At 33.3% G+C, this 25,671-nt stretch carries 24 protein-coding genes and 1 riboswitch; of the genes, 9 read left to right on the top strand and 15 right to left on the bottom strand.

Features of this window, described 5'->3' with window-relative positions; genetic code table 11:
• Nucleotides 1-24: 24 nt before the first annotated feature.
• Both nikA and ACQKIM_RS09210 read right to left on the bottom strand, forming a co-directional pair.
• Nucleotides 25-1,638 carry a nickel ABC transporter substrate-binding protein gene (gene nikA / locus ACQKIM_RS09205; protein WP_427542314.1) on the bottom strand — a complete coding sequence of 538 codons (1,614 nt, stop codon included), beginning with the start codon at nucleotides 1,636-1,638 and terminating at the stop codon, nucleotides 25-27.
• A 149-nt stretch (nucleotides 1,639-1,787) separates the two neighbouring features.
• Nucleotides 1,788-1,969, bottom strand: a riboswitch (cobalamin riboswitch).
• A gap of 715 nt (nucleotides 1,970-2,684) precedes the next feature.
• Nucleotides 2,685-4,109 carry a PLP-dependent aminotransferase family protein gene (locus tag ACQKIM_RS09210; RefSeq protein ID WP_427542317.1) on the bottom strand — a complete coding sequence of 475 codons (1,425 nt, stop codon included), beginning with the start codon at nucleotides 4,107-4,109 and terminating at the stop codon, nucleotides 2,685-2,687.
• 113 nt (nucleotides 4,110-4,222) lie between these two features.
• Here ACQKIM_RS09210 and ACQKIM_RS09215 point away from each other — a divergent pair, with 113 nt between their 5' ends.
• The 3 genes from ACQKIM_RS09215 to ACQKIM_RS09225 all read left to right on the top strand — a co-directional run bounded on the left by ACQKIM_RS09215 (nucleotide 4,223) and on the right by ACQKIM_RS09225 (nucleotide 6,841).
• A complete protein-coding gene (locus ACQKIM_RS09215; RefSeq protein WP_427542320.1) occupies nucleotides 4,223-5,146 on the top strand; it encodes a DMT family transporter in 924 nt (307 codons plus the stop codon).
• A gap of 279 nt (nucleotides 5,147-5,425) precedes the next feature.
• On the top strand, nucleotides 5,426-6,085 hold the full coding sequence (locus ACQKIM_RS09220; RefSeq protein WP_427542323.1) for an MBL fold metallo-hydrolase: 660 nt from the start codon (nucleotides 5,426-5,428) through the stop codon (nucleotides 6,083-6,085).
• A gap of 174 nt (nucleotides 6,086-6,259) precedes the next feature.
• Nucleotides 6,260-6,841, top strand: a complete 582-nt coding sequence (locus ACQKIM_RS09225; RefSeq protein WP_427542326.1) for an AAA family ATPase — start codon at nucleotides 6,260-6,262, stop codon at nucleotides 6,839-6,841.
• Between the two features lie 566 nt (nucleotides 6,842-7,407).
• On the opposite strand, the gene ACQKIM_RS09230 is transcribed toward ACQKIM_RS09225, so the two are convergent.
• The 4 genes from ACQKIM_RS09230 to ACQKIM_RS09245 all read right to left on the bottom strand — a co-directional run bounded on the left by ACQKIM_RS09230 (nucleotide 7,408) and on the right by ACQKIM_RS09245 (nucleotide 10,802).
• Complete coding sequence (locus tag ACQKIM_RS09230; protein ID WP_427542329.1) at nucleotides 7,408-7,764, bottom strand: hypothetical protein; 357 nt, start codon at nucleotides 7,762-7,764, stop codon at nucleotides 7,408-7,410.
• A gap of 242 nt (nucleotides 7,765-8,006) precedes the next feature.
• Nucleotides 8,007-8,192, bottom strand: a complete 186-nt coding sequence (locus tag ACQKIM_RS09235) for a hypothetical protein (RefSeq protein WP_427542332.1) — start codon at nucleotides 8,190-8,192, stop codon at nucleotides 8,007-8,009.
• A 645-nt stretch (nucleotides 8,193-8,837) separates the two neighbouring features.
• A complete protein-coding gene (locus tag ACQKIM_RS09240; protein ID WP_427542335.1) occupies nucleotides 8,838-9,548 on the bottom strand; it encodes a hypothetical protein in 711 nt (236 codons plus the stop codon).
• A 774-nt stretch (nucleotides 9,549-10,322) separates the two neighbouring features.
• Nucleotides 10,323-10,802, bottom strand: coding sequence for a hypothetical protein (locus ACQKIM_RS09245; protein ID WP_427542338.1), 480 nt, complete (start codon nucleotides 10,800-10,802; stop codon nucleotides 10,323-10,325).
• 292 nt (nucleotides 10,803-11,094) lie between these two features.
• Between ACQKIM_RS09245 and ACQKIM_RS09250 the strand changes: the two genes are divergently transcribed.
• Entirely contained in the window at nucleotides 11,095-11,508 is a 414-nt protein-coding gene (locus ACQKIM_RS09250) for a DUF3888 domain-containing protein (RefSeq protein WP_427542341.1), read from the top strand.
• Nucleotides 11,509-11,895: 387 nt separating this feature from the next.
• Here ACQKIM_RS09250 and ACQKIM_RS09255 read toward each other — a convergent pair whose 3' ends face one another.
• Nucleotides 11,896-12,837, bottom strand: a complete 942-nt coding sequence (locus ACQKIM_RS09255; protein ID WP_427542344.1) for a rhodanese-related sulfurtransferase — start codon at nucleotides 12,835-12,837, stop codon at nucleotides 11,896-11,898.
• A 549-nt stretch (nucleotides 12,838-13,386) separates the two neighbouring features.
• Here ACQKIM_RS09255 and ACQKIM_RS09260 point away from each other — a divergent pair.
• Both ACQKIM_RS09260 and ACQKIM_RS09265 read left to right on the top strand, forming a co-directional pair.
• The gene (locus ACQKIM_RS09260; RefSeq protein WP_427542347.1) at nucleotides 13,387-14,250 is read left to right on the top strand and encodes a helix-turn-helix domain-containing protein; all 864 of its coding nucleotides are present in this window, start codon (nucleotides 13,387-13,389) and stop codon (nucleotides 14,248-14,250) included.
• A 52-nt stretch (nucleotides 14,251-14,302) separates the two neighbouring features.
• A complete protein-coding gene (locus tag ACQKIM_RS09265) occupies nucleotides 14,303-14,680 on the top strand; it encodes a VOC family protein (protein ID WP_427542350.1) in 378 nt (125 codons plus the stop codon).
• A gap of 444 nt (nucleotides 14,681-15,124) precedes the next feature.
• Here the strand turns inward: ACQKIM_RS09265 and ACQKIM_RS09270 are convergent, their stop codons facing one another.
• The gene (locus tag ACQKIM_RS09270; RefSeq protein WP_427542353.1) at nucleotides 15,125-16,030 is read right to left on the bottom strand and encodes an NAD(P)/FAD-dependent oxidoreductase; all 906 of its coding nucleotides are present in this window, start codon (nucleotides 16,028-16,030) and stop codon (nucleotides 15,125-15,127) included.
• A 699-nt stretch (nucleotides 16,031-16,729) separates the two neighbouring features.
• Entirely contained in the window at nucleotides 16,730-17,737 is a 1,008-nt protein-coding gene (locus ACQKIM_RS09275; protein WP_427542356.1) for a DUF4085 family protein, read from the bottom strand.
• Nucleotides 17,738-17,968: 231 nt separating this feature from the next.
• Between ACQKIM_RS09275 and ACQKIM_RS09280 the strand changes: the two genes are divergently transcribed.
• Nucleotides 17,969-18,442 (top strand): DUF2975 domain-containing protein, encoded by a 474-nt coding sequence (locus ACQKIM_RS09280; RefSeq protein WP_427542359.1) that lies wholly within the window; start codon nucleotides 17,969-17,971, stop codon nucleotides 18,440-18,442.
• Nucleotides 18,443-18,558: 116 nt separating this feature from the next.
• On the opposite strand, the gene ACQKIM_RS09285 is transcribed toward ACQKIM_RS09280, so the two are convergent.
• Nucleotides 18,559-19,002 (bottom strand): NUDIX hydrolase, encoded by a 444-nt coding sequence (locus tag ACQKIM_RS09285; protein WP_427542362.1) that lies wholly within the window; start codon nucleotides 19,000-19,002, stop codon nucleotides 18,559-18,561.
• A gap of 437 nt (nucleotides 19,003-19,439) precedes the next feature.
• On the opposite strand from ACQKIM_RS09285, the gene ACQKIM_RS09290 reads away from it, so the two are divergent.
• Entirely contained in the window at nucleotides 19,440-20,354 is a 915-nt protein-coding gene (locus tag ACQKIM_RS09290) for an NlpC/P60 family protein (protein WP_427542364.1), read from the top strand.
• A gap of 58 nt (nucleotides 20,355-20,412) precedes the next feature.
• On the opposite strand, the gene ACQKIM_RS09295 is transcribed toward ACQKIM_RS09290, so the two are convergent.
• The 4 genes from ACQKIM_RS09295 to ACQKIM_RS09310 all read right to left on the bottom strand — a co-directional run bounded on the left by ACQKIM_RS09295 (nucleotide 20,413) and on the right by ACQKIM_RS09310 (nucleotide 24,269).
• Nucleotides 20,413-21,282 carry an ornithine carbamoyltransferase gene (locus ACQKIM_RS09295; protein ID WP_427542367.1) on the bottom strand — a complete coding sequence of 290 codons (870 nt, stop codon included), beginning with the start codon at nucleotides 21,280-21,282 and terminating at the stop codon, nucleotides 20,413-20,415.
• 115 nt (nucleotides 21,283-21,397) lie between these two features.
• Nucleotides 21,398-22,105 (bottom strand): DNA alkylation repair protein, encoded by a 708-nt coding sequence (locus tag ACQKIM_RS09300; RefSeq protein WP_427542370.1) that lies wholly within the window; start codon nucleotides 22,103-22,105, stop codon nucleotides 21,398-21,400.
• 47 nt (nucleotides 22,106-22,152) lie between these two features.
• The gene (locus ACQKIM_RS09305; RefSeq protein ID WP_427542373.1) at nucleotides 22,153-22,626 is read right to left on the bottom strand and encodes a GNAT family N-acetyltransferase; all 474 of its coding nucleotides are present in this window, start codon (nucleotides 22,624-22,626) and stop codon (nucleotides 22,153-22,155) included.
• A gap of 212 nt (nucleotides 22,627-22,838) precedes the next feature.
• Nucleotides 22,839-24,269, bottom strand: a complete 1,431-nt coding sequence (locus ACQKIM_RS09310) for a DHA2 family efflux MFS transporter permease subunit (protein WP_427542376.1) — start codon at nucleotides 24,267-24,269, stop codon at nucleotides 22,839-22,841.
• A gap of 169 nt (nucleotides 24,270-24,438) precedes the next feature.
• Between ACQKIM_RS09310 and ACQKIM_RS09315 the strand changes: the two genes are divergently transcribed.
• The gene (locus ACQKIM_RS09315; protein WP_427542379.1) at nucleotides 24,439-24,972 is read left to right on the top strand and encodes a TetR/AcrR family transcriptional regulator; all 534 of its coding nucleotides are present in this window, start codon (nucleotides 24,439-24,441) and stop codon (nucleotides 24,970-24,972) included.
• Nucleotides 24,973-25,193: 221 nt separating this feature from the next.
• Here ACQKIM_RS09315 and ACQKIM_RS09320 read toward each other — a convergent pair whose 3' ends face one another.
• Complete coding sequence (locus ACQKIM_RS09320; RefSeq protein ID WP_427542451.1) at nucleotides 25,194-25,646, bottom strand: GNAT family N-acetyltransferase; 453 nt, start codon at nucleotides 25,644-25,646, stop codon at nucleotides 25,194-25,196.
• Nucleotides 25,647-25,671: the final 25 nt, after the last annotated feature.

Consider the following 25,671-nt stretch of genomic DNA (forward strand, 5'->3'; position numbering starts at 1 on the left):
ATAGACACACTCTCTCTTCTTCACTTATTTTTCTTTATCCATTTGTGCATAAGGAATATCATATTCAGATGCACGTGGAGCAAAATCCTTCATATATGGATGATAAATCACATTATTTGTTTCATAAGATATAGGATAAAATAGTGCTTGGTCATGGAATGTTGTTAAAATATCCGTATAAAGCTGAACGCGCTCTTTTTCATCTGTACCAATTAATAATTGGTGAATTTTGTTATCAATGTCTTTGGCATTTGGTAAGCCTAATTTCGCTTCATAGACACCGCTAGCATTTGGTGTAGCTGATTCATTAGCAAAGCTATGTGGATCTGTTGGTGGTCCATTTGTACGCCAGAAATTAATATCAACCTGATCATCCATTAACTTTTGAAGACCAACCATTACATCCGCGCCTTCTAAATTCAACTGTATCCCTATTTTTGCTAGTTCACCCTGCATTAATTCTGCCATTGGCTTTTGAATGGCATCTGTTGCAATATAGATTAAATCTAATGATAAAGGTTGTCCGTTTTTAGAACGAACTTTTTCACCCTTTTGTAGTGTCCATCCTGCTTCGTCTAGTAATTGTTGCGATTTTTCAGGATTATATATAAGTGGCGCTAAATTAATATTGGCATAAGGTATCGCATCCCAGAAAAGTGTATTGGCAACCTTTTCTGTTCCATGTGTAATACTGTCCACCATTTGCTCCTTATTGATGGCATATTGAATAGCTTGACGCACCTTTAATTCGGCTAACGGGCCAGAATGTGTATTGAACAGTAGTGCTTTCGTAGACAAAGGTTCAGAGGTAGCGGTTTTATATTTGCCACTATCTTTTAAATACGTATAGTTATCTAAACTAATAATGCCTCGACCATAAATTAAATCTAATTCTTCGTTTTCAAATGCCAACGAAATCGATTCTGAATCAGGGATTATTTTTACTTTTATTTGGTCTACGAGAGGTTTTTCTCCCCAATAGTTTTCGTTTCGACTAAATAAAGCATATTCATCCTTTTTGTAGTCCGTTAATACCCATGGACCAGTCCCAATAGGTGCTTTGATAGAATCCTTTGTTGCATCTCCTTGCGGGAACCCATTATCCCCTAAAAAACGGAAAGGTCTTACAAAGGCTAGCTCGTTTAAGACAGGGTAATAGGGTTCATCCAATTGCAAGCGAATGGTAAACTCGTCCACTTTTACGACCTCTACAATATGGTTAACCATGCCCATCCAAGAATGCATATCACGATTCGCTAATACTGCATCAAAGTTACGTATCACATTGTCTGCGTTAAAAGCAGTTCCATCTGAATACTTGACATCATCTCTTAAATGAAAAGTATAAGAAGTTTTATCTACTGAGATGTCCCAACTTTCTGCTAGTTTAGGCGTAACAGTTCCATCATCGTTATATTCAACCAATGATTCATAGACCATTGCTTGTGCAGTCATTTGATTTGGTAAATATGTATGGGGATTTAATGGACCCACATCTAAGGGCCACCCAATCGTTATCATTTTTTCGTCAGTTGCTTGTTTAGAAGCTGTTTTTTCCTTTTCATTGCTTGTGCAGCCAGCAAGTATGCTGAAAGTTAATACAAGCAAAAAAGGAAGTAAATACTTTGTCAATCTCATTTTCTGTCTCCTATCTCTGTTCGTGTTACAAAATGGATCTACAGACAGATTGAAAGAAGGCATAAAAAAAACCTTATTCTAAAAGAATAAGGACAGAAAAACTTACTATGAGTGAGCCTCCATCCATCTCCCTATCTTTCGTAGATCATCAATGAATCTTCTTACAAGTAGGTATTCTGGCTCATGAATCATTATTTTGCTCCCACCTCTTTTAGTGGTATCTGAAACAAAACTCCTCATTTACAGCTGCGGGACAGCATGGGATTTACACCCATTTTCCTTTTAATTAAGTGAAATATTTCTCACTCAAACTTGTAATGATTGCTATGAAATTAGTAATAAACATAACATGCTCGATTGTTCACGTCAATTTTATTTTCTGAATATAATATAAGCCTTTCATTTCTGTATAATCACAAAATTTATTAAGTAATTGTAGTTTTCGAATAAAGTTAGATCAAGGGGATTTTCTTCACAATATAATTGCCTGTCGTAAAGCTGCATAAATCCATCAAATTATATTAGGAAATTAATTATTTAAATGATGAATACAAAATATCTACATTAAGTACCAGACTTCCTGCAAACTAGCGAATCAGATTAAATACATCATTGACAGCTATTCAAACCCATCTCTCAAAAGGTTTAAGGTATGATTTATTCCCTTCTTTCGAGCTATAATTGAAACTCCAACAAACGGTTCAGTTCCAGACGATTCCGTTACTTTTTCAAAAAATTATAAGTTGGAAAATATGTGCCATGTAAACACTCAGAACATTATATCCTAGCACTTAACAAGTTCTTCCTTATTATTAATAAACTACTTTTTAGGGTGATTATATGAATCAAAAGAAAATAAGTGCCCTCCAGCTAATTATGTGATAGTTGGATTCCAAATCACTTTATGATTCAAAGGAGATTTTTTGTGTCTTTATATTAAGTTTAAAAAGGAATCTATTTTATCCCACATTAACGAGCAGTAATTTATTAACTCAACTTTCACAGAGCAAAATAGGAAGGCAGGCCTGATATAGCTTTGCAAGCCTTTAATCAAAGCTTTTTCCCTCACTTAGAGATTGCGCCAATGCAACAAACTTTTTTACTCCTTCACTTAGTTGCTTTTCATTTGCGTAAGAATAGCTCAAACGTATCCAGGATGATTGTTGTTTTAATGGATCAAAAACTTGACCTGGCACAAAGGATATAGATTGTTCGATACTTTTGGTTAATAATAATTCAGTTGGAATTTTATCTGGAAGCTGCACCCATAAATTAAGACCACCTTTTGGACTGGTCCATTTCCAATCTGTTACCTTCAGCTCTTTCTCCATGATTTCTTTTCGGATCTGTAGGGCGATCCGGATTTTCTCCAAGTGCTGCTGCAATCTTAGTGATGAAAAGTAATGGAGAAAAATTTTTTGATTGAGAAGTGGTGAGCCATTATCAGCTAACGATTTTACTGTTAGCAGTGAATTCATTAGTGATGATTGACAAATAACAGCTGCAATTCGCAAACCAGGTGAAATATATTTGCAAAAGCTTCGGATATAAATGACTGTGCCAGCAGTATCATATGTGTAAATTGGTGGCGGCGGGGCATGATCAAAATATATGTCGTGATAGGCATCGTCCTCAATTAATAGAAATCGATATTGTTCAGCTAACTCTACTAATTTTTTGCGCTGCTCGACAGAAACAGTATAACCAGTCGGGTTATGGAATGTGGGATTGAGATAAAATAGGCGTGGCTTGTATTGTTTAATATAGGTTTCAACCTGTTCTAAATCGTACCCCTCTGGATGGATATCAACCGTTATAATCTGTGCTCCTTGTGCTCTAAAAATATCAATCGCAGCACTATAGCTTGGACGTTCAAATAAAACGACGTCTCTTGGCTTAATAAAAATTTGAGCGATTAAGTGAATCGCTTGCTGTGAGCCAGAAGTGATTAACAGATCGTCTGCACCCAGATGAGTTTTATACTGATTGATAAAATATTGAGTAAGTGTTTCGCGTAGCTCTAAATCACCTTGCACAGTTGAGTAGGTTGCAAGTACTTTTGGATAAAGGTCAAACACTTCCTTCACGTAATCTGAAAAATAATGATTAGGCAAAAGATTTGGATCAATTAACGCCTGAGAAAAATGATAGGAAACAGGTGATTGATGGATTTCAGATAAATGATTTTTCTGTACGTATGCAGAAACAATTGGATTGTCCAGATCAAGATCTTTCGTTACAGTTGATTGGACAAAATAGCCTGCTTTATCTTTTACATAAACTTTGTCATGCTTTTTCAATAATTGATAAGCCTTTAAGACAGTTAATCGATGAACATTCATTGCAGTTGCTAATTGCCGGACTGAGGGAATCCTTTCATGTTCTTTCCATTCTTTCCGTTCTATTCTGTGCAGTACATAATCATATACTTTCTTAAAAAGATAGTCTCCATTTTGAATCGCTTTGCCCACATCGATTCCTCCTATTCAAAACGATTGTACCACGTTCTAATCTAATCTGTTCTATCTTTTTCAATCTGTTCTACTGCCCTTCTTTTATGATAGAAAAAGAGGAGGAGTTTTATATGGTTATTATTAATTATTTCTTTATGTGTTTGATTTTTGGAACGACATTTTTAGCGATTAAAATTGGTGTTGATGCAGGAGTACCTCCATTTTTATCAGCTGGACTTCGTTTTTTCATTGCTGGTTTGCTACTATTTAGTTTTATGGTTTGGAGAGAAAAAACGACAATAGGGTTTTTATTTCGGAAAGAAATGTTTTTTACAGGAGTAGGTTTAACCTTTGGGACGTTTGCCGCATTATATTGGGCAGAACAGTATGTGACATCAGGAATTGCAGCTGTCTTATCTGCTACAGGTCCAATGATGATCATAGTTATTCAGATATTCATATTGAAGCAAAAAGGAAATCGGAAATCATTCATTGGTTGTATAGTCGGAGTTATTGGTGTCACGCTCTTGATCTTACCTAGTTTTTCAATTGAGATTAGTCCCTTCTGGATGGTTGGTTGTTTCGCCATTATATTGGGTGAAGTTTTTTACGCATCTGGAACGATTTATACGAAGCATGTCATCCAAAAATTTGAAACGACATCCCCGATTGCTTTAAATGCAGCACAAATGATGCATGGTGGGGTTTTATTAATCATTTTATCTTTTTTTACTGAGAACATTCAGCTTGATTATCTTTTAAGCCCAGCTTCAATTGGCTCTCTACTTTATTTAACTATTATTGGTTCAATGATTGGCCATAGCATTTATTATTGGCTTGTCTCACGGACAAATCCTGTTTTTCCTTCTACATGGCTGTATATTTCACCAATCATTGCCGTTATACTAGGTGTTACCTTCTATCATGAATATATTTCTTGGCTAACAGGTATAGGAACTTTGACGATTATAGTAGGAACGATTTTAGTCAATTTCGAAACATTACGGAAGCTGTTTTGGAGGAAGGAGACTGTTCTTCAGGATATTAAAAATTAACCTGCTAAATTTTGTTCTGGTAAATTATAAATTTAATAATAAATAAGATAGCAGAAAAACTCGGAATTGAATTAGATTGTTGAAGTACAGCAAGAACTTCTATGAAGCAAATCTAAGTTAATAGCGTGTTTGTGCTATCCAATTAATTTTCAGGTTAGCTTTGGTAATGAGTAATTAGTGATACGCGTATATATTACAAAATTTGCTTTACTCTTTCGACTTTCTAATGTAACTAAACTTTTACATCGATAAAATCTAATGATAAAGGAGATTAAAGTGATGGAAATTTCTAAGGGAGTAGAGATGCTCCAGCTTGAATTTCACGGAAATATTATTCATCCCACTCTTTTATGGGATCAAGAAATGGCTGTTTTAATAGACACTGGGTTCCCTAGTCAATTTGAAGATTTACGGGTGGCAATGGAGAAGGTCGGGGTGTCGTTCGACAAGCTAAAAGTTATCATTTTAACGCATCAGGATATAGATCATATAGGTAGTCTTCCTGAGATATTACAGAAGTGTGGAAGCAATATTAAAGTATACGCTCACAAACTAGATAAGCCTTATATTCAGGGGGATTTACCTCTTTTGAAAGATGGTCACATAGAGAATCCACCAAAGGGAAAAGTGAATGATACCTTGATTGACAGCCAAGAACTGCCGTATTGTGGAGGGATTTGTATCATTCATACTCCTGGGCATACTCCTGGCCATATCAGCCTCTATTTGAAACAAAGTAAAACATTGATTGCTGGGGATTCGATGTACAGTGTGAACGGAATAATTGAGGGAATTCATGTCCCAACCGTACTGGATTTAAAAGAGGCCCGACTCTCTTTGAAGAAATACCTAGACCTCGACATTGAGTCTGTGGTTTGTTACCATGGAGGATTAAGTAAGGTAAATATTAATGATCAGATACAAAAAGTAATTTCATAATCAATTATGCCTCGGCATAATCGACTCTGGAAGCTTTAACTTCTATCAGCGGGTGTTTGAACACCCGCTGAAAATTCTACAACTTTCTTCAGTTATCAGTCACAATAATTGAACAACTGTTATTTTTAAATGATTAGAAACTCTATTTTAAAAAAAGTTAAGGAGTATTCAATAATGGAAAATAGTAATTTATTAAGGAATGACTTTATAATTATTACAGGTGGACCTGGCGCCGGTAAAACGACTCTATTAGATGAATTACAAAAAAATAATCATAAATATGTTCCTGAGGTTGCTAGGAAAATTATTCAAACACAGATTTCTTCCAATGGCGATGCGTTGCCTTGGGGAAATGTAACAAATTATCGTGATCTAATGTTGGATCAATCTATAGAAAGTTATATTTCAGCCTTGTCGAATCCTTTAGATCAACCTCTTTTTTTCGATCGGGGTATTCCAGATGTCCTTGCCTATTCACATTTAATAAAAATTCCTACTTCGGAAAAAATTGAAACTGCCGTCAAAAGATACAGATATAACAAAAGGGTATTTATTTTACCTCCTTGGAAGGACATATACAAAACTGATGATGAGAGAAAACAGGACTTTGAAGAAGCCGTCGAAACTTATAAAGTCATGTTTAGAACTTATGAGAAACTTGAATATGAGCTTATTGAGGTACCCAAAATAGGGGTGAAGCAAAGAGCAAGCTTTATACTTAAAAATATTATACCGTTAAGGCACTTTCAAAGTTAAGCGTTTGCCGCAAACGGGCAAGATTATTGAATAAAACTTTATTTTACCCAATCCAAAAAAGGATAGGGTTTTGTTATGGAAATATTTCGTTTTTAATGACTTATTATAACATTGACATTATCTAACTGTGGGTGGTGTCAGCTTCGCTAGTACTCCCTATTAGTTGCTTTACTTTACTCCCTTTGTTTAACCATTAATAGAACTTTGAATGGATTTTCCCAGAGTAGAGATTTCCCTTATTATTGCAGATTAAAAGCTTAATCCCCTTTTCAATTTCTTCTTCATCTCTTTCTAAGACGGCTCTCCTGTAAAAAGACAATAAAGTTATTTTTTTTATAACCTAAAACAAGTAACCCCATTCTAAATTTAGACCAGGGTTAAAATATAGTTGTTTAATTTTCGATATAAGATAGTTCACTGTACTAAAAAATACTACAATAAGATCGTTTGAAAATCTAAGGTTTTTTCAACAACAGCGCCCGATTGTTGAAGTACACAATGTTTTTATTCTTCAAAGTAAATTTGTACAATCGCGAATTGCCTATTTTCAATTTTTACGTCAACACTTATTTTTGCCTATTTTTCTCGAACAAAAGGGGGTTCAAGTAATTCCAATTTTCCTGATTAATTGTTTCTATAATCTCATTTTCGTTAACATATTTTGTTAATGTTAAATATTTTAATGGTTTTTCAGTAATTTTCACCATCTTTTTATCGCTAGTATATAGTTGCCAAACTGCCACCGTTACTGCTGAAACACCTCCATCACCCCACTCATAGAAATCAGAGAACATGAGAGAAAGCATTCCTGCAAATCCCATAAATATAGAAAATATTATTAATAGACGCCGTTTGGAAGATAATCTAGCATTTCTTAGTGCCAAACTATTTTTCTTATATTGTTCTTTTATATCATTCTTCACTTCTTGTTTTCCCCCTCTGTTTTAGTAAGATAAAGATATATTGCTTCGGCTATAATTTTTTCTGTAAATAGGATCCAATCAACATACTTTTATTACATAGGTTACAATTTTTCTTGATATTCTTTCTCCACTAAATGGTCCTTTAATGGAAAAAAACGCATTCTTTATTAAAGAATTGCGCCTGATTGTGGAATTTTATTTTTAAGGGAGAACTGTTGATAGCTTTGGCTAAAACGATTCTATTATTCACCTAAGGTTGTAACAGCAATGCTCCATACAATTAATACAAAAGATATTGTTAACCAAATTGTGTTAGCAGTAGTTGGTTGTTCTTTTTTTACTTTCTTTATTATTTCTACAAGGTTTATACAAAATATAATAGCTAAAATCGGCATTAAATAAACACTAATGAACACAAATACTATCATATATGAAACGTTCACCTCCATAATGATTATACCAGATTCCTACAATGTCACTTAGCTTTTATTAAAGAATATGGCCCTTTAAAAGAAAAAGACGCGTTCCTAAATAAATGCGCCCGTCAATGGAATAACTAAACTTCATTTTGTGGCTTTTAAGTGTGGTTCCAAACTTGTATTTGGGAACGTTATTTGTTTTAAATTTGCATTCTTTATAAAGTCATTTTGATTACTAAGGCTCAATTCTTCAAACAAAACCAATTAGTGCATCATTTGATTAAATATGTAAATTTGATAAATTGCAGGAACTCCAAACGCAAGAAAAAATGTAATGACAGCAAAAATTTTTGATTGTTTTATCAAGCGCTTATCGTCTTGTTTTAAATGTTCAAAATATGAAAGAATGAAATAAAGACACACAGCTAACATTAGAACTGTAAATATCCCCATGCCACTTCCTATTAGCCCGTTTAACGTAAATGAATCCATCTACAATCATTTCCTTTCTATTACTCAACGTTCAAATTATACTATTTATTTTTGCGGATTTTAAGCGTGGTTTTGTTACCTAACTTTCTTTTAGGAAAGTTTTTGAAATTATTTTGTATAATTTATACAACGATAAAATTCTGTTATAGTAACTTAGGGTTTCTAACTAATTCCTCCATATATATCACAATGAAATTCCATCTCTACGATATGTGAAGAAATAATACCACTTTGCGAGTATTTTCCTCCCACCGCAATTTTATATACAGTATTACCATCAATTAAAGACTCCTCATAGCCTAGTTGTGTCCAACTTCCATTAGTGTCCGCAGCTTCCGAAGAAATACCGTTAAATACTGAAAATAGTTGTCTTCCCTTTGATGTATTTTCGTTTAATTGTGTATCAAAAGAACCTTTAAAAATAATGTTTGCTTCTTTGGAACCTATTTTTAACGTTACTGTCTTCGGTACTGACATCGGATTATAACGTTCATTATTTTCTACAACAACAATTGACGCATTAGCTCGCTTTTTTGCTAGCTGTTCAAAGTCTTCTATTTCAATCCAATATTCATCAAGAAGATCTGTTATAGGCTCCAACTCTAGTTCAAAGCCTTCGTTATTTTCTGCATTTACTCTTTCTATGATAGCTACATATTTTTTATAATATTCTTGTTTTTGCTCTTGCGTTAAGTTCAAAGGAATCGGTTCTACTTCTTCTGTTTTTGTAGTATTAGCCTCGTTGTTAATTGTTCTGGAACGTTCAGTAGCCAACGATTCTGCTGTAGCTTCTGTGTTATCAGTTTCATCATTAATACAACCTGATAAAGCCAATGTTCCTAATAAAATGCTTATGTAAAAATATCTTTTCAACATTTCCACCCCATTTAATATTATTAAAAAAGTTAATTTAATAATACCATAAATGGATTTTATCGGGTTTTAAGTGTTTTAAATTCCCAAAGCGTCGTTTGGAAACATATCATAAAAGGTTGTTATTCAATAATATGGCCCGATTGTCGAATAAGAAAAAAGCCTACATATCAACACAGGATTTTTAATCAAACTTTTTTATAAAACTATACCTGCTGAGGGACCTAGCTTGATCGATGTGCTCATAAAGATTAAAATCAATGACTCATTATTATTATTTTCTTCCAATTCAAATTGTTTTTTATTGAATATATAGTGTTCCTTGCAAGGCCGGTTTCTCGATGAATATTCATGACTTTTTGCTTTAATAATTGGACTACTACGTTATATATAAGACGATCCTTGCCCTTTGCTTCAGCATGATACTTTTTAGTCTTACCCTTGAAAGCTCCACGTTCTTTTGCAAGAGCAATTCCTTCTCGCTGGGCTGCTTTTATCCTTACCCCTTCTTCTATCTGTCACTTTAGGAGTTATTTTGCACATCCAACTTGAGGTAGTGTCAGGAACTGTATATTTACAACGTTAAGGAAATTACAATATTAAAAAGTCTAATTTCTCAGTATTAAAATTGAGAAATTAGGCTTTTTTCGTTTCAAGAATTGCGCCCGATTGTTGAACAGCATTTTCTGTTTTCCAAAACCTTTTTTTGGGAACATTTTATAGTTTTACTATGTATAGGTTATAAATTTTTGTTGTACTAAATTATGCACAACACTAAAAAATCTGTGTATAATGCTTAATTATTTGAAATTCAAGCTCTCTAATAATTATATTTGTTTCTGCATCTAAAATTTTTATTTCAATTATTGTCTTGTCCCATTCTTCTAAATATGAGCGCTTTACGCATTTTTGAAAACTTCTAACCCCAGAAAATTTATCTAAATACAGAAGTTTTTCAGAAGATAGATTATAGATACTGTCATCAATTTGCCATTGACCGAATTGAATATTTATATTTCTATCAATTTTATTTTGTGTATCAAAATTTAAAAACATTTCTTCAGTCTCTTCGTTAAAGTAAATACAGGTTATTTTTAGATAAAAATCGCTATCACTTATCAACAACAGTTGTATACCATCGTGGTCCTTTTCTTCACCAACAAATTCCTGCCACTGTTCTTTAGTCCACGATTCCATTTTAGTTGTATCATATGTTCTCATTGGTAAAACGACGTTAATAATTTCTCTTGACATTCCCAAGCACAACCTCCCTAATATTTGGTATTTAAATTGTATCATACTCGAAGATATAGGTCCCAGGGGTTGTTTAGTTAACTTTCATAAAAGAATGTTATTCAACAATATAGCCCTTTAATAAAAAATACGCATCTCTTTATTAAAGAAATGCGCCCGATTGTGGGAGATCATAAGCATATTTCTTGTTTAACTATAGCCCTCTGTTACTTCAATAAGTACATACTTTTTTTCAATAAAGGTAATAATACAATTGATTATATAAAGATCTTATAGAGGTGTATTTAGGAAAATGAAAAAGATATTACTCGTTTTTATCCTCTCCCTTGCTCTAATCACATCTTTTCAAACAAGAACCGTTTCATTTTCTGAACCCACGGAGGATTCTAACGAGCTTAGATTACAGGATATGCTTATGCTAATGCTTACTCCTTATATTGAAAAAGATTTGAATAGCTATTATTATCCGAAGATTTTAAAGGATTTTTCACCTCAGGTTACTCCATGGAAAATTGAAGTTATTGAAACTAGAAGAGTAAATAATTTTCGTGGCTTTATATTGCAAATTACATTTGAAATTGAACCTACAGGCAGTCAGTATAATCCTGTAGGGAAGGATCGAATGACCTATGAAATATCTTATGGGCCTGATGTTAAATTGATAAATCACACTCACCTAAAGACGTATAAATATCCACCAGAATAATTTGTGGTTTTGGAATATAGTTTGATTAGAAAAAACTCACAACTTCTTGTTTAATTATTATAATGATAAAAAAGTTCCGAAAAACACTTTGCGAGCTTGCACTAACTAAATCCTGTTACATTTTTTTGAATACCCTGTGATCATTTACTTTAAACAGCTTCAGATCTATTACCCTCTTCATCCTATGAATTAGTCATTTACTTTTTCCTTACAAAAGAAAAAACATCCTATGTAAGCGAGCAGACTAGTCCAATTTTGAAATGGATAGTTTGAACATTTACATAGAGTGTTTTAAGTACTTCTATATAGATGGTTGAGGTTATGAAAGATATTTAATGACGTTTTTTATGTTTAGACAGTTTTTTATGTTTAGACAGCTTTTTATGCTTATGCTTGTAACGCCTCAATTGTTTGAGCTACTTGCTCTTCTGTTAAATTGTGACGCACAATGTAGCGGTTGCGAGCATGCTTTGTACATTCGATTGTACAGCCACCTAAATGCTTTGCTTCATTTTCTTCAGATGCGATGATTTGTTTGTTACATTCAGGATTTGCACAGTTAATGTAACGTTCACAAGGTTCGCCGTCATAGTGATCACGACCGATAATCACATGCTCTACTTGATTGATCGGCACCGTTAAACGCTCATCAAACACGTACATTTGACCGTCCCATAATTGGCCTTTCGCAACAGAGTCTTTTCCGTATGTTGCAACACCGCCGTGTAATTGACCGACATCGCCAAAGCCTTCACGTTTCATCCAGCCCGAAAACTTCTCACAACGAATCCCACCCGTGCAATATGTTAAAACATTTTTCCCTTCGAATAGCTCGCGGTTTGCACGTACCCATTCCGGTGTATCACGGAAGTTTTGTACATCTGGTCGAATCGCGCCACGAAAATGGCCGACATCGTATTCATATGTGTTACGCACATCTAATACTACTGTATTTTCATCTTGCATTTCAGCAAGGAATTGTTCTGGTGACAGGTATCGACCTGTTAATTCATGTGGGTTTACATCTTCTTCTAAGCCTAAGTTTACTAACTCAGGTCGTGGGCGTACGTGCATTTTTTTGAATGTATGCCCATCTACCGCATCAATTTTGAAGACAATGCCTTCAAATAATGAGTCAGCTTGCATGTTTGCCATGTATTGCTCTGTTTGCTCAATCGTACCTGAAACAGTACCGTTAATGCCCTCATTGGCTACTAAAATACGACCTTTTAAACCGATTTCTTTACACATTGCTAAGTGCGTTGCTGAAAACGCAGCTGGATCTTCAATCTTCGTGTAATGGTAATATAATAAAACTTGATAATTCATTGTTTTCCACCTATCATTTCAATATTTGCAGGATATTCCTGATAGTGTCTATTACGACCTATTAAACATAAAGGATAATCATTTAATATGCTATCGGTAATTAGACTGAAATGGGTATAAATATAGTTTTTAAAGAATTTGTGAAGTGGTCAGCGAACCTTTTTTATAATGAAGTGTTATTCCACAATCTGGCCCTTTTCATGAATAAAGACGCTTTCCTTATTACGGAAAAGCGCCAGTTACTTTAAGTACATTTCTTCACAAACTTTTCGTTTTAACAATCAGATAATGCTTGGAATTTCTTAACCATACTTTTTTTAGATAATAGCGAAATACACTCAGAATGTAGAGTACACTATCCATCATAATAGTTGGGAATAAAGGCTGGAATTTAGCTGAATAAAATGTTGAATAACTTTATTTCCATAAATTATTTGAGATATGGTTCAACCAAATTCATTAGTAATATATATGTGTAATACTTAAATTCCATTTTTATGTATAATAAAGTTATGAAAAAATAAAGATGTCTATTATGGAGATTGTATTATGTCAAAAAATGATTCTACCAATTTCGTTTTACATGCAAAAAGTGACCAATTTTACTGGGAAGGAGTTGGCCAACTGTCCATAAAAACATTTTCTAATGGTAAAGCCCATTATAAGACTAATAAAGGCATGTTTGCTGTTGAAGAAAGTAGATACCTGCTCCTTAATGAAGGTTCGTACACAATTTCAATTGATGAAACAAAGGAAGTGGAATCTTTTTGTGTTTTCTTTAAAGATGGGTTTGCATCTGAAGTCTTTAAAACATTAAAAGAAACAAGCGATAATCTTCTCAGCGATCCATTCATGAATACAAGTTCCATTTCCTTTTTTGATAAAACCTATCATAAAAATAATACTTTATCTATTCAACTTAAAGCTTTTAAACATATTTTACCTAGTCTCGAAATTAATTCTATTGGTTATGAAGAACTATTTCATAAATTAATGCAATCTATTTTGAATGAACATTTTAATACGTATAAGGAAGTTGAATCTTTAAGTGCAATACGTACTTCTACGCGTGAAGAATTATATAGAAGGATATGTATAGCTCATGATTATATAAGAGCCTATTATGACAAAACCATTAAATTAGATGACATTTCACGCATTGCTTGTCTATCTCCAAATCATTTATTAAGAACATATACACAAATATATGGTAAAACTCCTCATCAGCATATTTCAGAGTTTAGAATAATAAAAGCAAAACAACTTTTAGCAGAATTAAGTAATAATATGACCGATATTACCTTTAAACTCGGATTTCAAAATCCTGTATCTTTTAGCAAAATGTTTAAGCAACATGTTGGCATATCTCCTAATGAATATCGAAAAAAGGTGATATTGGATAAGAAAAATTAGTTAAAATAATTTATTCTTTTTATAATCTGATATTTTGAAGGGGAAAAGTATTATGGAAAATAAAACAATCAAAAAGATTGGACAAATCGGAGTACCTGTAAAAGATTTAAATAGAGCAATAGATTTTTATAAAGAAAAATTAGGTCTCTCGCTTTTGTTCAACACTAATAATATGGCATTCTTTGAATGCAATGGATTGCAGCTCATGTTAACACTTCCAGAAAAAGAGGAATTCGCGCTTTTAAGCTCAGTAATTTATTATGAAGTAAGTAATATTAAAGATACTTATGAGCGCTTATTAGGTAAAGAAGTTACTTTTATCGACGAACCACATGTTGTGGCTAAAATGGGACAAACAGAAACATGGATGGTATTTTTTAAGGATACAGAAGATAATACTCATGCATTGATGAGTGAAGTACAAGTTTAAGAAAAACAAAAGGAGACCGTCTAAATAACATGAACGGTCTCCTTCTTTTTATGTTAACCTATGTAAACTTCATAATCTAGAGGGATTTTCACTCTTGCTTTATCACTATTTGTAATACGGTTCATCTTGCTTTATGTGAAACCAACGTTATTTATTCAACAATCTGGTCCATAATGCAAATGAGCGCTGATTCTTGTTACAGAAGCGCGCCCGATTGTTGAATTAGTCTATAAACTAAGCTTTATAACTTCAACAAAAAAAGCCTTTAATCCTTTTTAAACAACAAGAAAAAACGAATTTTAAAATCAAAATCCGTTCTTCGTAAATTCTTATACTAACTCTAACACAATGTTTGGAGTATATGTGTGAACACATTGGCGCTGATGTGTTTAACTATATTAGCTAAGTTCCTATTTAGTTGAAGAAGAAGGTGTTATGACGTAATCAAAAGCGTTCCATCGTTAAATCAGTATTTACCGAAACCGCAGCTTTATTACCTTTAGCAGCTGAAATCATTAAAGAGGATGGTTTAGATCTTTCGATTTCCCCTGCAATATATACATTTTTTTGGGTTGTTCTACCAACACCATCTGTTATAACTTTTCCATTTTCATGAATTTCACAGCCAAGCTTCTCAGCAAATTGATTTGGGCGATAATAAGATGGGGCAACAAATCCACCCGATCTTATAATTGTTGCTCCTGTTTCAAACACTACTTTTTGTAAGTAGCCATCATTACCTATTAAGTCTTTTATCCTTTCCGATATAATTTTGATATTGTGTTTTTGTAACTCTATTTTTCCTTCTTTAGATAATTGAACTCCATTCGTTAAAACAACCAAATCCTGCGACCAATTATAAATTAACTTAGTCAAATGCAGTACATGCTCTTCTTTTTCTGCAATAACCACTAATGGCTTATCTTTTTGCTCCCAGCCATCACAATACGGACAACTAAATAGACTTTTCCCATAAAACTTTCTTATACTTGCTATAGTAAATATTTCTTGAATACCGGTGGCGAGTATTATTTTTTCTGAAACAAATTCCTGACTAGTAGATGTTTTGACAGTAAATCGCTCTTTACCTATATCCTTTATGATTTCAGTAACTGTTGCAGTAAAATATGATACGGACGGGTAATTCTCCAACTCTTTTAATGCTATTTCTTTAAACGCTTGTGGTTTTATCCCATCTCGAGTAATAAATCCATGTGACGCTTGTGTCACTCTATTCCTATTCGTTCCATCGTCAAATAATGCAATGTTTCTCCTAGCCCTTCCTAAAGTTAAGCTAGCACTTAACCCAGAAGGACCTCCACCTATAATGATACAATCAAGGACATTCATTTTTTTTACCTCCGTATTGATTTTGTTTTATTTTGAATTGATATTTGCAAAAGAGAACTACATTATTTCCCACATCATGGATTTCCATTCTTTACACACTAATATTAAATATGAAAAGAAGTGACGGTGTGTTTAGCGACAACAGGGGACATTGCTTTTATTTTTATTCCTAAATCTGAACATCAATAGTATAGTGAGACTACCAAAAAATCATTCATGAATAATAAGTTGTCAAATCAAAAAGGATCAATTTATCGTTATTGAAAAAATGACCCTATTTCATATCGAATTATTCAGTTTAATTCCAACTAATCAACCTCTTCACAATGTGCGGAGTGTATGTGGCAACACATGGGTGCTAGTGGGTTATATAGACTTAGTTCCTATTTTAGTGGGATCGAGTCTATTTTTCTTATACATATTCAACTTTAGTTTCCTCAACTGAAATACTCTATAGTTAAAGAAGGAATCAGACGCTTATTCCACAATCTGGCCCTATTACTGAAAAAGGTACAATTCCAATTCAAGAATTGTGCCCTTTAATGGAGTAATGTAGGTTCATCTATTAGCTCGGCTAGTAAAAGAAAAGATGTTTTTCAGGTATTAAAAAATTTACGATAAAATAAATCTCAAGCTATACTGGATTAAATAAAAACAAAAAGGCTGTTCAATCGGAGAACGTTTTGAATAGCATTCTTCTTATTCCCTAAGCCATTTCAGTTTTACATCATCCTCTAAACAACCGAGCTGATCGAAATGGCTTGCTATAATGCCAAAATACATATTTTCATCTGTGCTTACATCGACTTTACGTAGCGCATCATTAACGATATATGCAGCATCCTCTCCTAGTGCAAAAATTGTGTTGAAGACACATACTCGTATATTTTGGTCTAAATCAAACATAGCAAATAACAACTCATCAGTCGAAATAGGCTCACTAAAATGAGCATATGGATCTTCATAAGTAGCACAATAAATTCGCTCTCTTGCCTCCTCAAAGGTATCACCTAGTAATACCCCTCCAGCAAAAATCCCATTATCCGTTTGCGAAAGAGTAGCCAAATCAATCTCTACAAAGTGCATATCTTTTACAATATAGTATTTGTCATCTAGGTTTAGCGCAATAACATAATCATCCCACGTAGCGACTTCTCCCGGTTCAATATAAACTGCAGGACGATACAAGTATTTTGCTGTCACATCTTTGAAGAAAATCGTCCATTCAGCATAAGGGCTACCAAAACTAGATAAAACTCGTAATGCAAATCTACCTTCGATCTTTATTAGTTCGTCATACACGTAATCGCCTTCAAGATTACCTTCTGTTTGTGCATCATGAAAAACTAACTGCACAATTGACTCGACTGTAAACCCGTTACTCATATCTAATAGAAGCGTAAAATTATTTCCTTGTTGCTCAGCATTTAAAATTTTACCATCATGAAATGATTGTGAAAAAACGGTTTGTGCAAACGGATTAAAGCGTTCAACAATTGCTTCACGCTTTTCATAAATAGTATTACTCTTAGTTGTGAACTGCTCAATTGTCACATTGCACCATTCTTCAAACTCTTCCATTAAAGTATCATTTCGAAATAAAGTTCGTTCAATAATTCCAGACTGAAAATTTTTGGGTAAGACATCTATATACTCGGCTAAATGCTCATATAAATGATCTTCAAATTCAGCATCGAACTCTTTCAATTTCCAATCTAACCTTTTCAAATAGAAAAAGCACATTTCTTGCTGCAGAATTGCGCATGATTGTTAGGTTACTTCATAATAAAATTTACAATAATTCAAGTACGATTCCCACATAACAATCAATTCAATATATAAAACAATAATAATATAATAAAAAACAAAATAAATTTATTGATAATCGATAAATATTGTATTAAATCAAATAATCATTAAATCAGTGAGGTGCTTTAAATGAATGGTAAACTAGGTTCAACTTTTTTCTTAAAGGTTGTTGCTTTTCTTACTGGAATTGCGGTACTTGCCGTGTGTATATTTTTGTTGCCTGAAGCAGCCAGAAGAGATGCTATAGCCCGTCCAGGAGATTACTCGATATATCCATTGTTAATATGTGCGTATGGAGTATGCATTACGTTTTCCGTAGCTTTGTATCAAGCATATAAACTATTGAGTTATATTGATAGTAACAACGCTTTTTCCGAGTTATCCCTTAAATCCTTGAAGGTTATAAAAAAATGCGCTTTTACAATTATTTTCTTAATTTTATTAGTGATAGTATACTTAAGGGTGTATGCCATGTTCACGGGTGATGACCCAGCAGGTCCAATAGCACTTGGACTAATAGGGATATTAGCAACAGCTATCATCGCTGCCATTATGGACGTACTTCAAAAGCCATTAAAAAATATCCTAGAAAAAAAGAAATAAATATGTAGATGTTTATTTTGCAGGTATAATATCTCCTTTCCCTATTAAATTAAATGGCTCTTAAATGAAAAAATGGGCCTATTCTTTTTCAAGAATTGCGCCCTTTTGTTTAACAACTATAATTGATTTATTGCTTCATTAACTGCCCAGCTTTGATGTTCGTGGAATAAGTTTTTTATTGCCTGGATTGGTTCAATCCATTTAAGGAAATGTTCTTTTTCCTTTGGTTTATTTATTTGCATACCCATATCGCATAAATAAAAATAACCTTCGCTAAGGTAATATTTATTTTCATTTGTGGAATAAAAATATCTTCTGGCATACCCTACAAAATTACCTATTTCAATATCCACCCCCATTTCTTCAAGGGCTTCTCTTTTTAAACATTCTTCATGAGTCTCATTATTTTCAATTCCGCCGCCTGGAAGAAAATACTTTCCATCAATTGTTTGAATAATCCCTATATTTTCTTTATGACTATCGAACATTAAACAATAAACAGCAGGTCTCCTTATGTATTCTATATCTTCTTTCTTTTTACCGAATGTGATAATATCCATAATTTAATCTCCCCCCGTCCATTTTTCGATTTTAACATAAATATCCAATATTCATATATGAGTTATTCAACAATGTGGTCCGATTGTTGAGTAACATGACTGGCGTTTTTAAAAAACTTTATTATCTCTGTTCATCTCTCCCATGATTTTTCATAAATAATTGTAAAGTATGTTGACCTATAAACATAAGAAACTTATTCATCTTAAGTTGAATGAAATATGAAAAATAGGACATATTTCCCTGTATATCTAAATTTTGCATATATTTTTAGTGAATTTACCCATAATTATTGCAGATATTTTACACAGATAAAATTAAGGTTTCAAAATCACTGTGAAGGAATAATCAGTAATATTATTGAAAAATCATGCTTATATTTTTCATGCTATTCTTACTCTTATCAAAGGCAAAAGCTATTTGAAAGGAGTAAGTTTAATTGAAAAAGAAATGGTTACTACCAATTTTTGCATCTTTTGCACTCTTCACAGGAATGGGTATAAATGACGCAAAAGCAGCGACAATAACAGATTTATCAAATACAGCAAAAACATACATTGGAGCCCCGTATAAATATGGAGGAACAGATATTAAGACAGGTGTGGATTGCTCAGCATATACACAATTGGTTTTTTCTAAGTTAGGAATTACATTAGAACGTACATCTAAAGCTCAGTATCAACAAGGTTCTTCTATATCAAAAGACAATTTAAAGACAGGTGATCTTGTATTTTTTAATACGTCAGGAGACGGTGTTTCACATGTTGGGATATACATAGGTGATAGCAATTTTATTTCTGCAACTACAAGTTCTGGGGTTAAAATAGATAAAATTAATGACCCTTATTACTGGGGATCTCGTTACATGGGGGCAAAACGTATTGCAAGCTTCTCTGAAAATGACAATGGCGAAGTAAAAAACGCAGAAATAGACTTTAGTATTTATGCGTCACGCGGAGAGGTTGCTCTTCGATTAGCTGAAATATTACATTTAGATACAAGTGATACAAATTCAAGTTTCCCTGATGTTAAACCATCATCTAAATATGCAGGTGCTGCTGTGGCATTAAAGAAAATTGGTGTCTTTACTGGTGATGAAAATGGAAAATTTAATCCAAGCTCATCTATTACACGAGGTCAACTATCTAAGGTTTTAGTGGAAGCATTTAAACTAAAACAACAAGGAAACGCACAGGGGTTCGCAGACGTTCTAAGTACACATTGGGCCTCTAATTATGTAGATATTCTTTCTTCCAATAAAATTACGATAGGTAAGGGAGACGGAACATATGGGGTAAACGATAATGTAACATTGGTTCAATTAGATACTTTTATCCAACGATTAACCAAATAATTTATAAAATGGCGACTCATGTATGATTGAGACGCCATTTCCTGTAGTATTGTTCTAACTAATTTGTATTTAACTTTAAGCTTGTTAATCCAATACAATATAACATGATTGCTTGTTGCACATAAATCAAGTTCTTTTTAAATTGATATCCAACAAAATAATCTGATGAAATAGCGTCCTCACTAACCTCTTCATTTCTAAAAAATGGAGGACAAGGATTTAATATTGCATGTGGTTTAGCTTCTTTCAGTCTATCTAAAGTAATTTGATATTTATTTATATAGTTATTTGTCCTTAAATCTTCTGGTAATGAATCCGTCAATATTACATCACTTGATACTAATACATTGTCTAGCTCTGTATAAAATATATAATTAGAGGTGTCCTTACATATTTCGTATCCAGGTTTACAAACATGGTTGAATTTTAGATTCATTACTTTTGCAATATTCATCCACGATTTTGCTATATTACTTGCAGGTCCAACGAATGTATATACTAGATCTTTGGGATTTAACTTTAACTTACTTATAGAATAGAAATCAGCTAATATTTCGCAAGGATGATTTTGAGCTGTCATAGCATTTATGATGGGGATAGTTGTATATGTTGATAATTCGTAGATTTTAGAGAAATCTGTATGTCTTACAATAATACCGTCCACCCAGTTTTCGATATATTTAATAACATCTTCTAGTTCCTCTCTTTTATCAAGACTTTCTGGCGGAAATAAAATACACTCTCCCCCTAAATCTTTTATCCCCTTCTCGAAGGCAATTCTCGTTCTTATACTCGTTTCAGGAAAAAATAACACAAAAGTTTTTCCTTTTAGCGGTTTTATTCCTTTGTGATGAATAAGCTGATCTGTTAAATGAAAAATCTCGGTTATTTGATATTCAGATAAATCATCGATACTTAATAAGTTCAAAAAATCCCTCCTTATTTCATTGTTTTATTGCATAATAATACATAAATAATGATTATTATGCAATAAAATCATACAAGAAAAACCTCCAATAGTGAAAAAATGGAGGTTTCATTATTCAACATCTTACATATTTACGTTTGAAACCTAACCTCCCCTTACCTACCTCTTTCTGTATATTTTCATAAGCGTGTAGAATAGTGCTTTTTTTCTTGTCCCGTTTGAGTTCGACTGGACCTACTGCTTTCGCAATCTCGATCGCCAAACCATGTAGAGGCACATAGGAAATTCCGACAGTATATAGAAAATTATTCATAGCTGATTTCGCTCGCTCTGGAGCAATGTGAATCGTACTTTTCACTATTTCAAGCATGTTGGCAATTTTACTCTCTGAAAACTCAACATCTGAGCGATTTCCTAAAAGCCAACAGTAACAGCTCCAACCAGCTGACATTCTTAGCTCTTCCCCACTAGCAATCCATTGATCTGCAACCTCTTGTGCAATATCTGCTTCCGCCAATGTTACGGCTACCACATAATCAGACAGCATATAAAAATATGCCAAATCCATCCAACGATTATAATCTGTCACAGTCATTGCATTTGAATCTGCAATAATGCCTGCAAAGTACATAGCATCATAGTTGCCTGTGGCATAAAGTTCTTCTGCTAATGCTTGATTCATTTTTATTTTCTTTGCTATCGGCTTCATAGCACCTGTTGCCACGCCAAAAAGTGGCTCATGTGCACCATTGGACATGTACATTTTTTTCGTCCGTTCCTTACCGAGGGCTTCAAGCTCCTGCATAACCATTTCTACATTCATCTTTTGCACTTCCTTTTTTATGATTATCCTTAGCGCCTTATTCTTGTTTAAATGAGGGTAAGGATGAACTCTTCAACTTCTTCGCCGCGTGTATTAGAAAATCCGATGTCCTCACCAGTTATCATGAATCCACATGTCTTTAGAACCTTAAGAGATCCTACATTGTCTTTCGCGGCACGAGCATAAAGAGGGCGAATTGAAATGAGGTTTAGAAAATCTTGTAAAGCATTAGTTGCTATTCCTTTTCCCCAATATTCCTTGCCAATCCAATAGCTAATTTCTGGTTTACCAAACTGCTCGAAACATAGAATATGCCCAACTACATTATTATTGACAATGATCGTTTGCTTAATAATATCCTTATCATTAAGAATTTTGTTCCAGTGTGTAGAAAAGCCAATCCAATCATTAGGGTCTTTTCTCGTAAATGCAGCCATATGGTTTGGCTTCACCGTTCTGTTGGTGTTTAAAAAAATGGGAAGATCATCCAAAATCACATTTCGAAGCATTATATTACTCATTATCCTTCCCCTTTGTCGTTTCACCCTTATTTTAACGAACGTACATTCTAATTTCAATGGATTTGTAAAATACTAATTTCATTCTCAAAACTCTTATCAATATGCCGCATAATAGCTAGATTGTTTACCTAACATCCATTGAATAATTGCCTACATGTAATCTCGACCACAGTAGATTAAAAAATTTCTCGTAAATTGTACTGACTTAAAACTTAAACTTGCTGTTTCATCCTTTTTTTAGTTGGAACAAATAGCGTTAAAACAAATGCAATAATCGCTAGGATGGTCATAAAATAATAGGCATCACTTGAGCCTAAAATGGAAGCAAGTGTGCGAATAGCTTCAACTGTAGTATTAGGTGCTTCTGCTAGCAATGTTTTCGCATGATTTGTCGTTTGTGCTGTAAAAATGGTAATAACTACTGCAGCTCCAATTGCACCTGAAATTTGGCGCAAGGTATTATTGACTGCAGTACCATGTGTTACAAGGGTTTTCGGTAAGGCATTCAAACCAGCTGTGTTCAATGGCATTGTGATAAAGCTTAATCCAATACGTAGGAAAATAGTACGTAGCATTAAAAAGGTAAAGGAAGTTGTTTCCGTTAAATCTGTAACTACCCACATGGAAGGAATAATAAAAATCAAACCAATCATAAATAGCGGCTTTGCACCAAAACGGTCATACATTTTTCCTGTAACAGGTGACATAAAGGCGTTTACAAGAGCACCAGGTAATAATAATAAACCAGCGTCTAATGCAGTGAATCCTCTTCCGTTTTGTAAATAAATTGGTAATAAAATCATATCCGCGTACATCATCATTGTGACAATCATATTGATGATAGATGTTAACGTGAATACTTTATTTTGAAAAACGGACAAGTTTAGAAGCGGATCACTGGATTTAATTTGTCGAAGGCAGAATATGGCTATCGTTAAGATTCCCACAAATATTGAAACGATGACGACTTTATCATCCCAACCATGGCTTCCTGCATTACTAAAACCATATAAAATAAGACCAAAGCCAATGGTTGATAAAATAACACTCACTACATCTAACTTAGTTTTTGCTGTTTCAGAGACATTGATTAAATATTTTAATGCCATTAAAATGATTATCACAACTAATGGAATAAGACCGATAAATAACCAACGCCATGAATAATAATCAATAATAAAACCTGCTAATGTTGGTGCAATTGCTGGTGCGAAAATCATGGCAAGACCTATTAATCCCATCATACTGCCTCTTTTTTCAGAAGGAAAAATAAACATTACTATGCTCATAAGCAAGGGCATAATAATTCCTGCACCAATCGCTTGAATCATACGACCAATTAGTAAAGTAGCAAAGTTTGGTGCTACTGCACAAAAAATAGAGCCTACTAATAAAAACAGCATAGAGCTAATAAATAATTGGCGTGTTGAAAAGCGTCTCATTAAGTAGGCAGTGATTGGGACTAGCACCCCGTTTACCAACATAAAGCCAGTCGATAACCACTGAACGGTTGTAGCAGAAACAGAAAATACGACCATTAAATTACTTAAGGCAACGTTTAACAGTGTTTGATTTAATGTAGATAAAAAACACCCTAAAATTAAGACTGTTAATAATACTTTTTTATTGATTGTTTCTGACATTACATAATTCCTCTTTCTACTTGTTTTATTAACACTGTGTCAATAAAATAGATAATAACATTTTTATTTTTTGATGCCTATTTACAATTTTTCAAGAAGTGTTAATTAAACAACAGATTTTAAAAAACTATTAATGAAGTTTGTATTTAATAGATAAAGGAGAATGAAATTGACCACACAAAAAAAACAAGATCCGCGAGCTATTCGCTCAAAACGGGTGTTTAAAGAAGCTGTTGTAGATATATTAATTGAAGACTCGGATATTTCAAAACTGACTGTCCAAAAGATAGCCAAACGTGCTGAGTTAAATCGAGCAACTTTTTATTTGCATTTTATGGATATAAATGATTTATTAAAACAGGTAGTTTACGATATTTTCGACGACCTGTCGTTAAAAATAGCTCCGACTTTACAAATTGATAACTTAAATAATCAAGAGCAGTTAATGACGTTTTTAGATTTTTTTTATATGCATCGAAAAATTTTAGCAGTCCTCTTTGAGCACCCTGGTTTCAAAAGGAAATTTCATAGTATGCTAACAGATTTGATTGTAATTCGACGCGAAAGGGATTTTACGGAAAAAACCTTATCAATGGATATTCTCGCATCTTCCGTATTGGGGATAATTATGTGGTGGCTCAAAGATGGGATTCATTTTAGCTCTGAATATATTGCTGATCAAATTATTGAGTTATATCGCTGATCATCCATATCTCAACAAAAAAGAGGCTGGGACAGAACTCGATTATTTTGAAAAATAGCGAAAACAGATAATAACTTTTTCGCTTCAATGAGTAGAGTGTTCCTTCCTAAATCAAAAAAATGTTAGACCGAAATACAATCGGTCTAACATTTTTTCTTTTTGTCCCAGCCTCTTTTAAGTATGTCTTACGCTATGCTAGTGTATTAGAGATTGCAAATACATTATTTTGGGGATATCCATTCATATTGAATGTCAGGTAAATTTTCTTCATTTTCATGTCCCCTACCTATGATTTTAAAACCATGTTTTTCATAAAATCGTTGTGCATTTTCATTTACTTCAAAAGTGGATAAGGTTAATCTCCCGCATGAATGTGTCTTTACTTTATCTAGTAATATTTGACCGATACCGATTCCTTGATAATCTATATGAATATATAATTGGCTTATTTCCCTTTTATTATATGCAATCATTCCAACTACTATTTCATCTATTAACGCTATATCTATTTGAAACTGTTCAGGTAATAGATGATTTAAAAAGTAAACATGATTGTCAAAGCTATGAATTTCTTTCTGTCCAATAGCCTGTTCCTTACTATCTCGCCACATAGCTACCGTTTGTTCGGCGTATTTGGATTTATAAGGAGTAATGATGATTTGGTATTGGTTCACTTCAATCTCCACCCTTTGGACTGAC

Origin of the sequence: Lysinibacillus sp. NPDC047702 (assembly GCF_050272555.1) — a bacterium.
GTDB lineage: Bacteria > Bacillota > Bacilli > Bacillales_A > Planococcaceae > Lysinibacillus.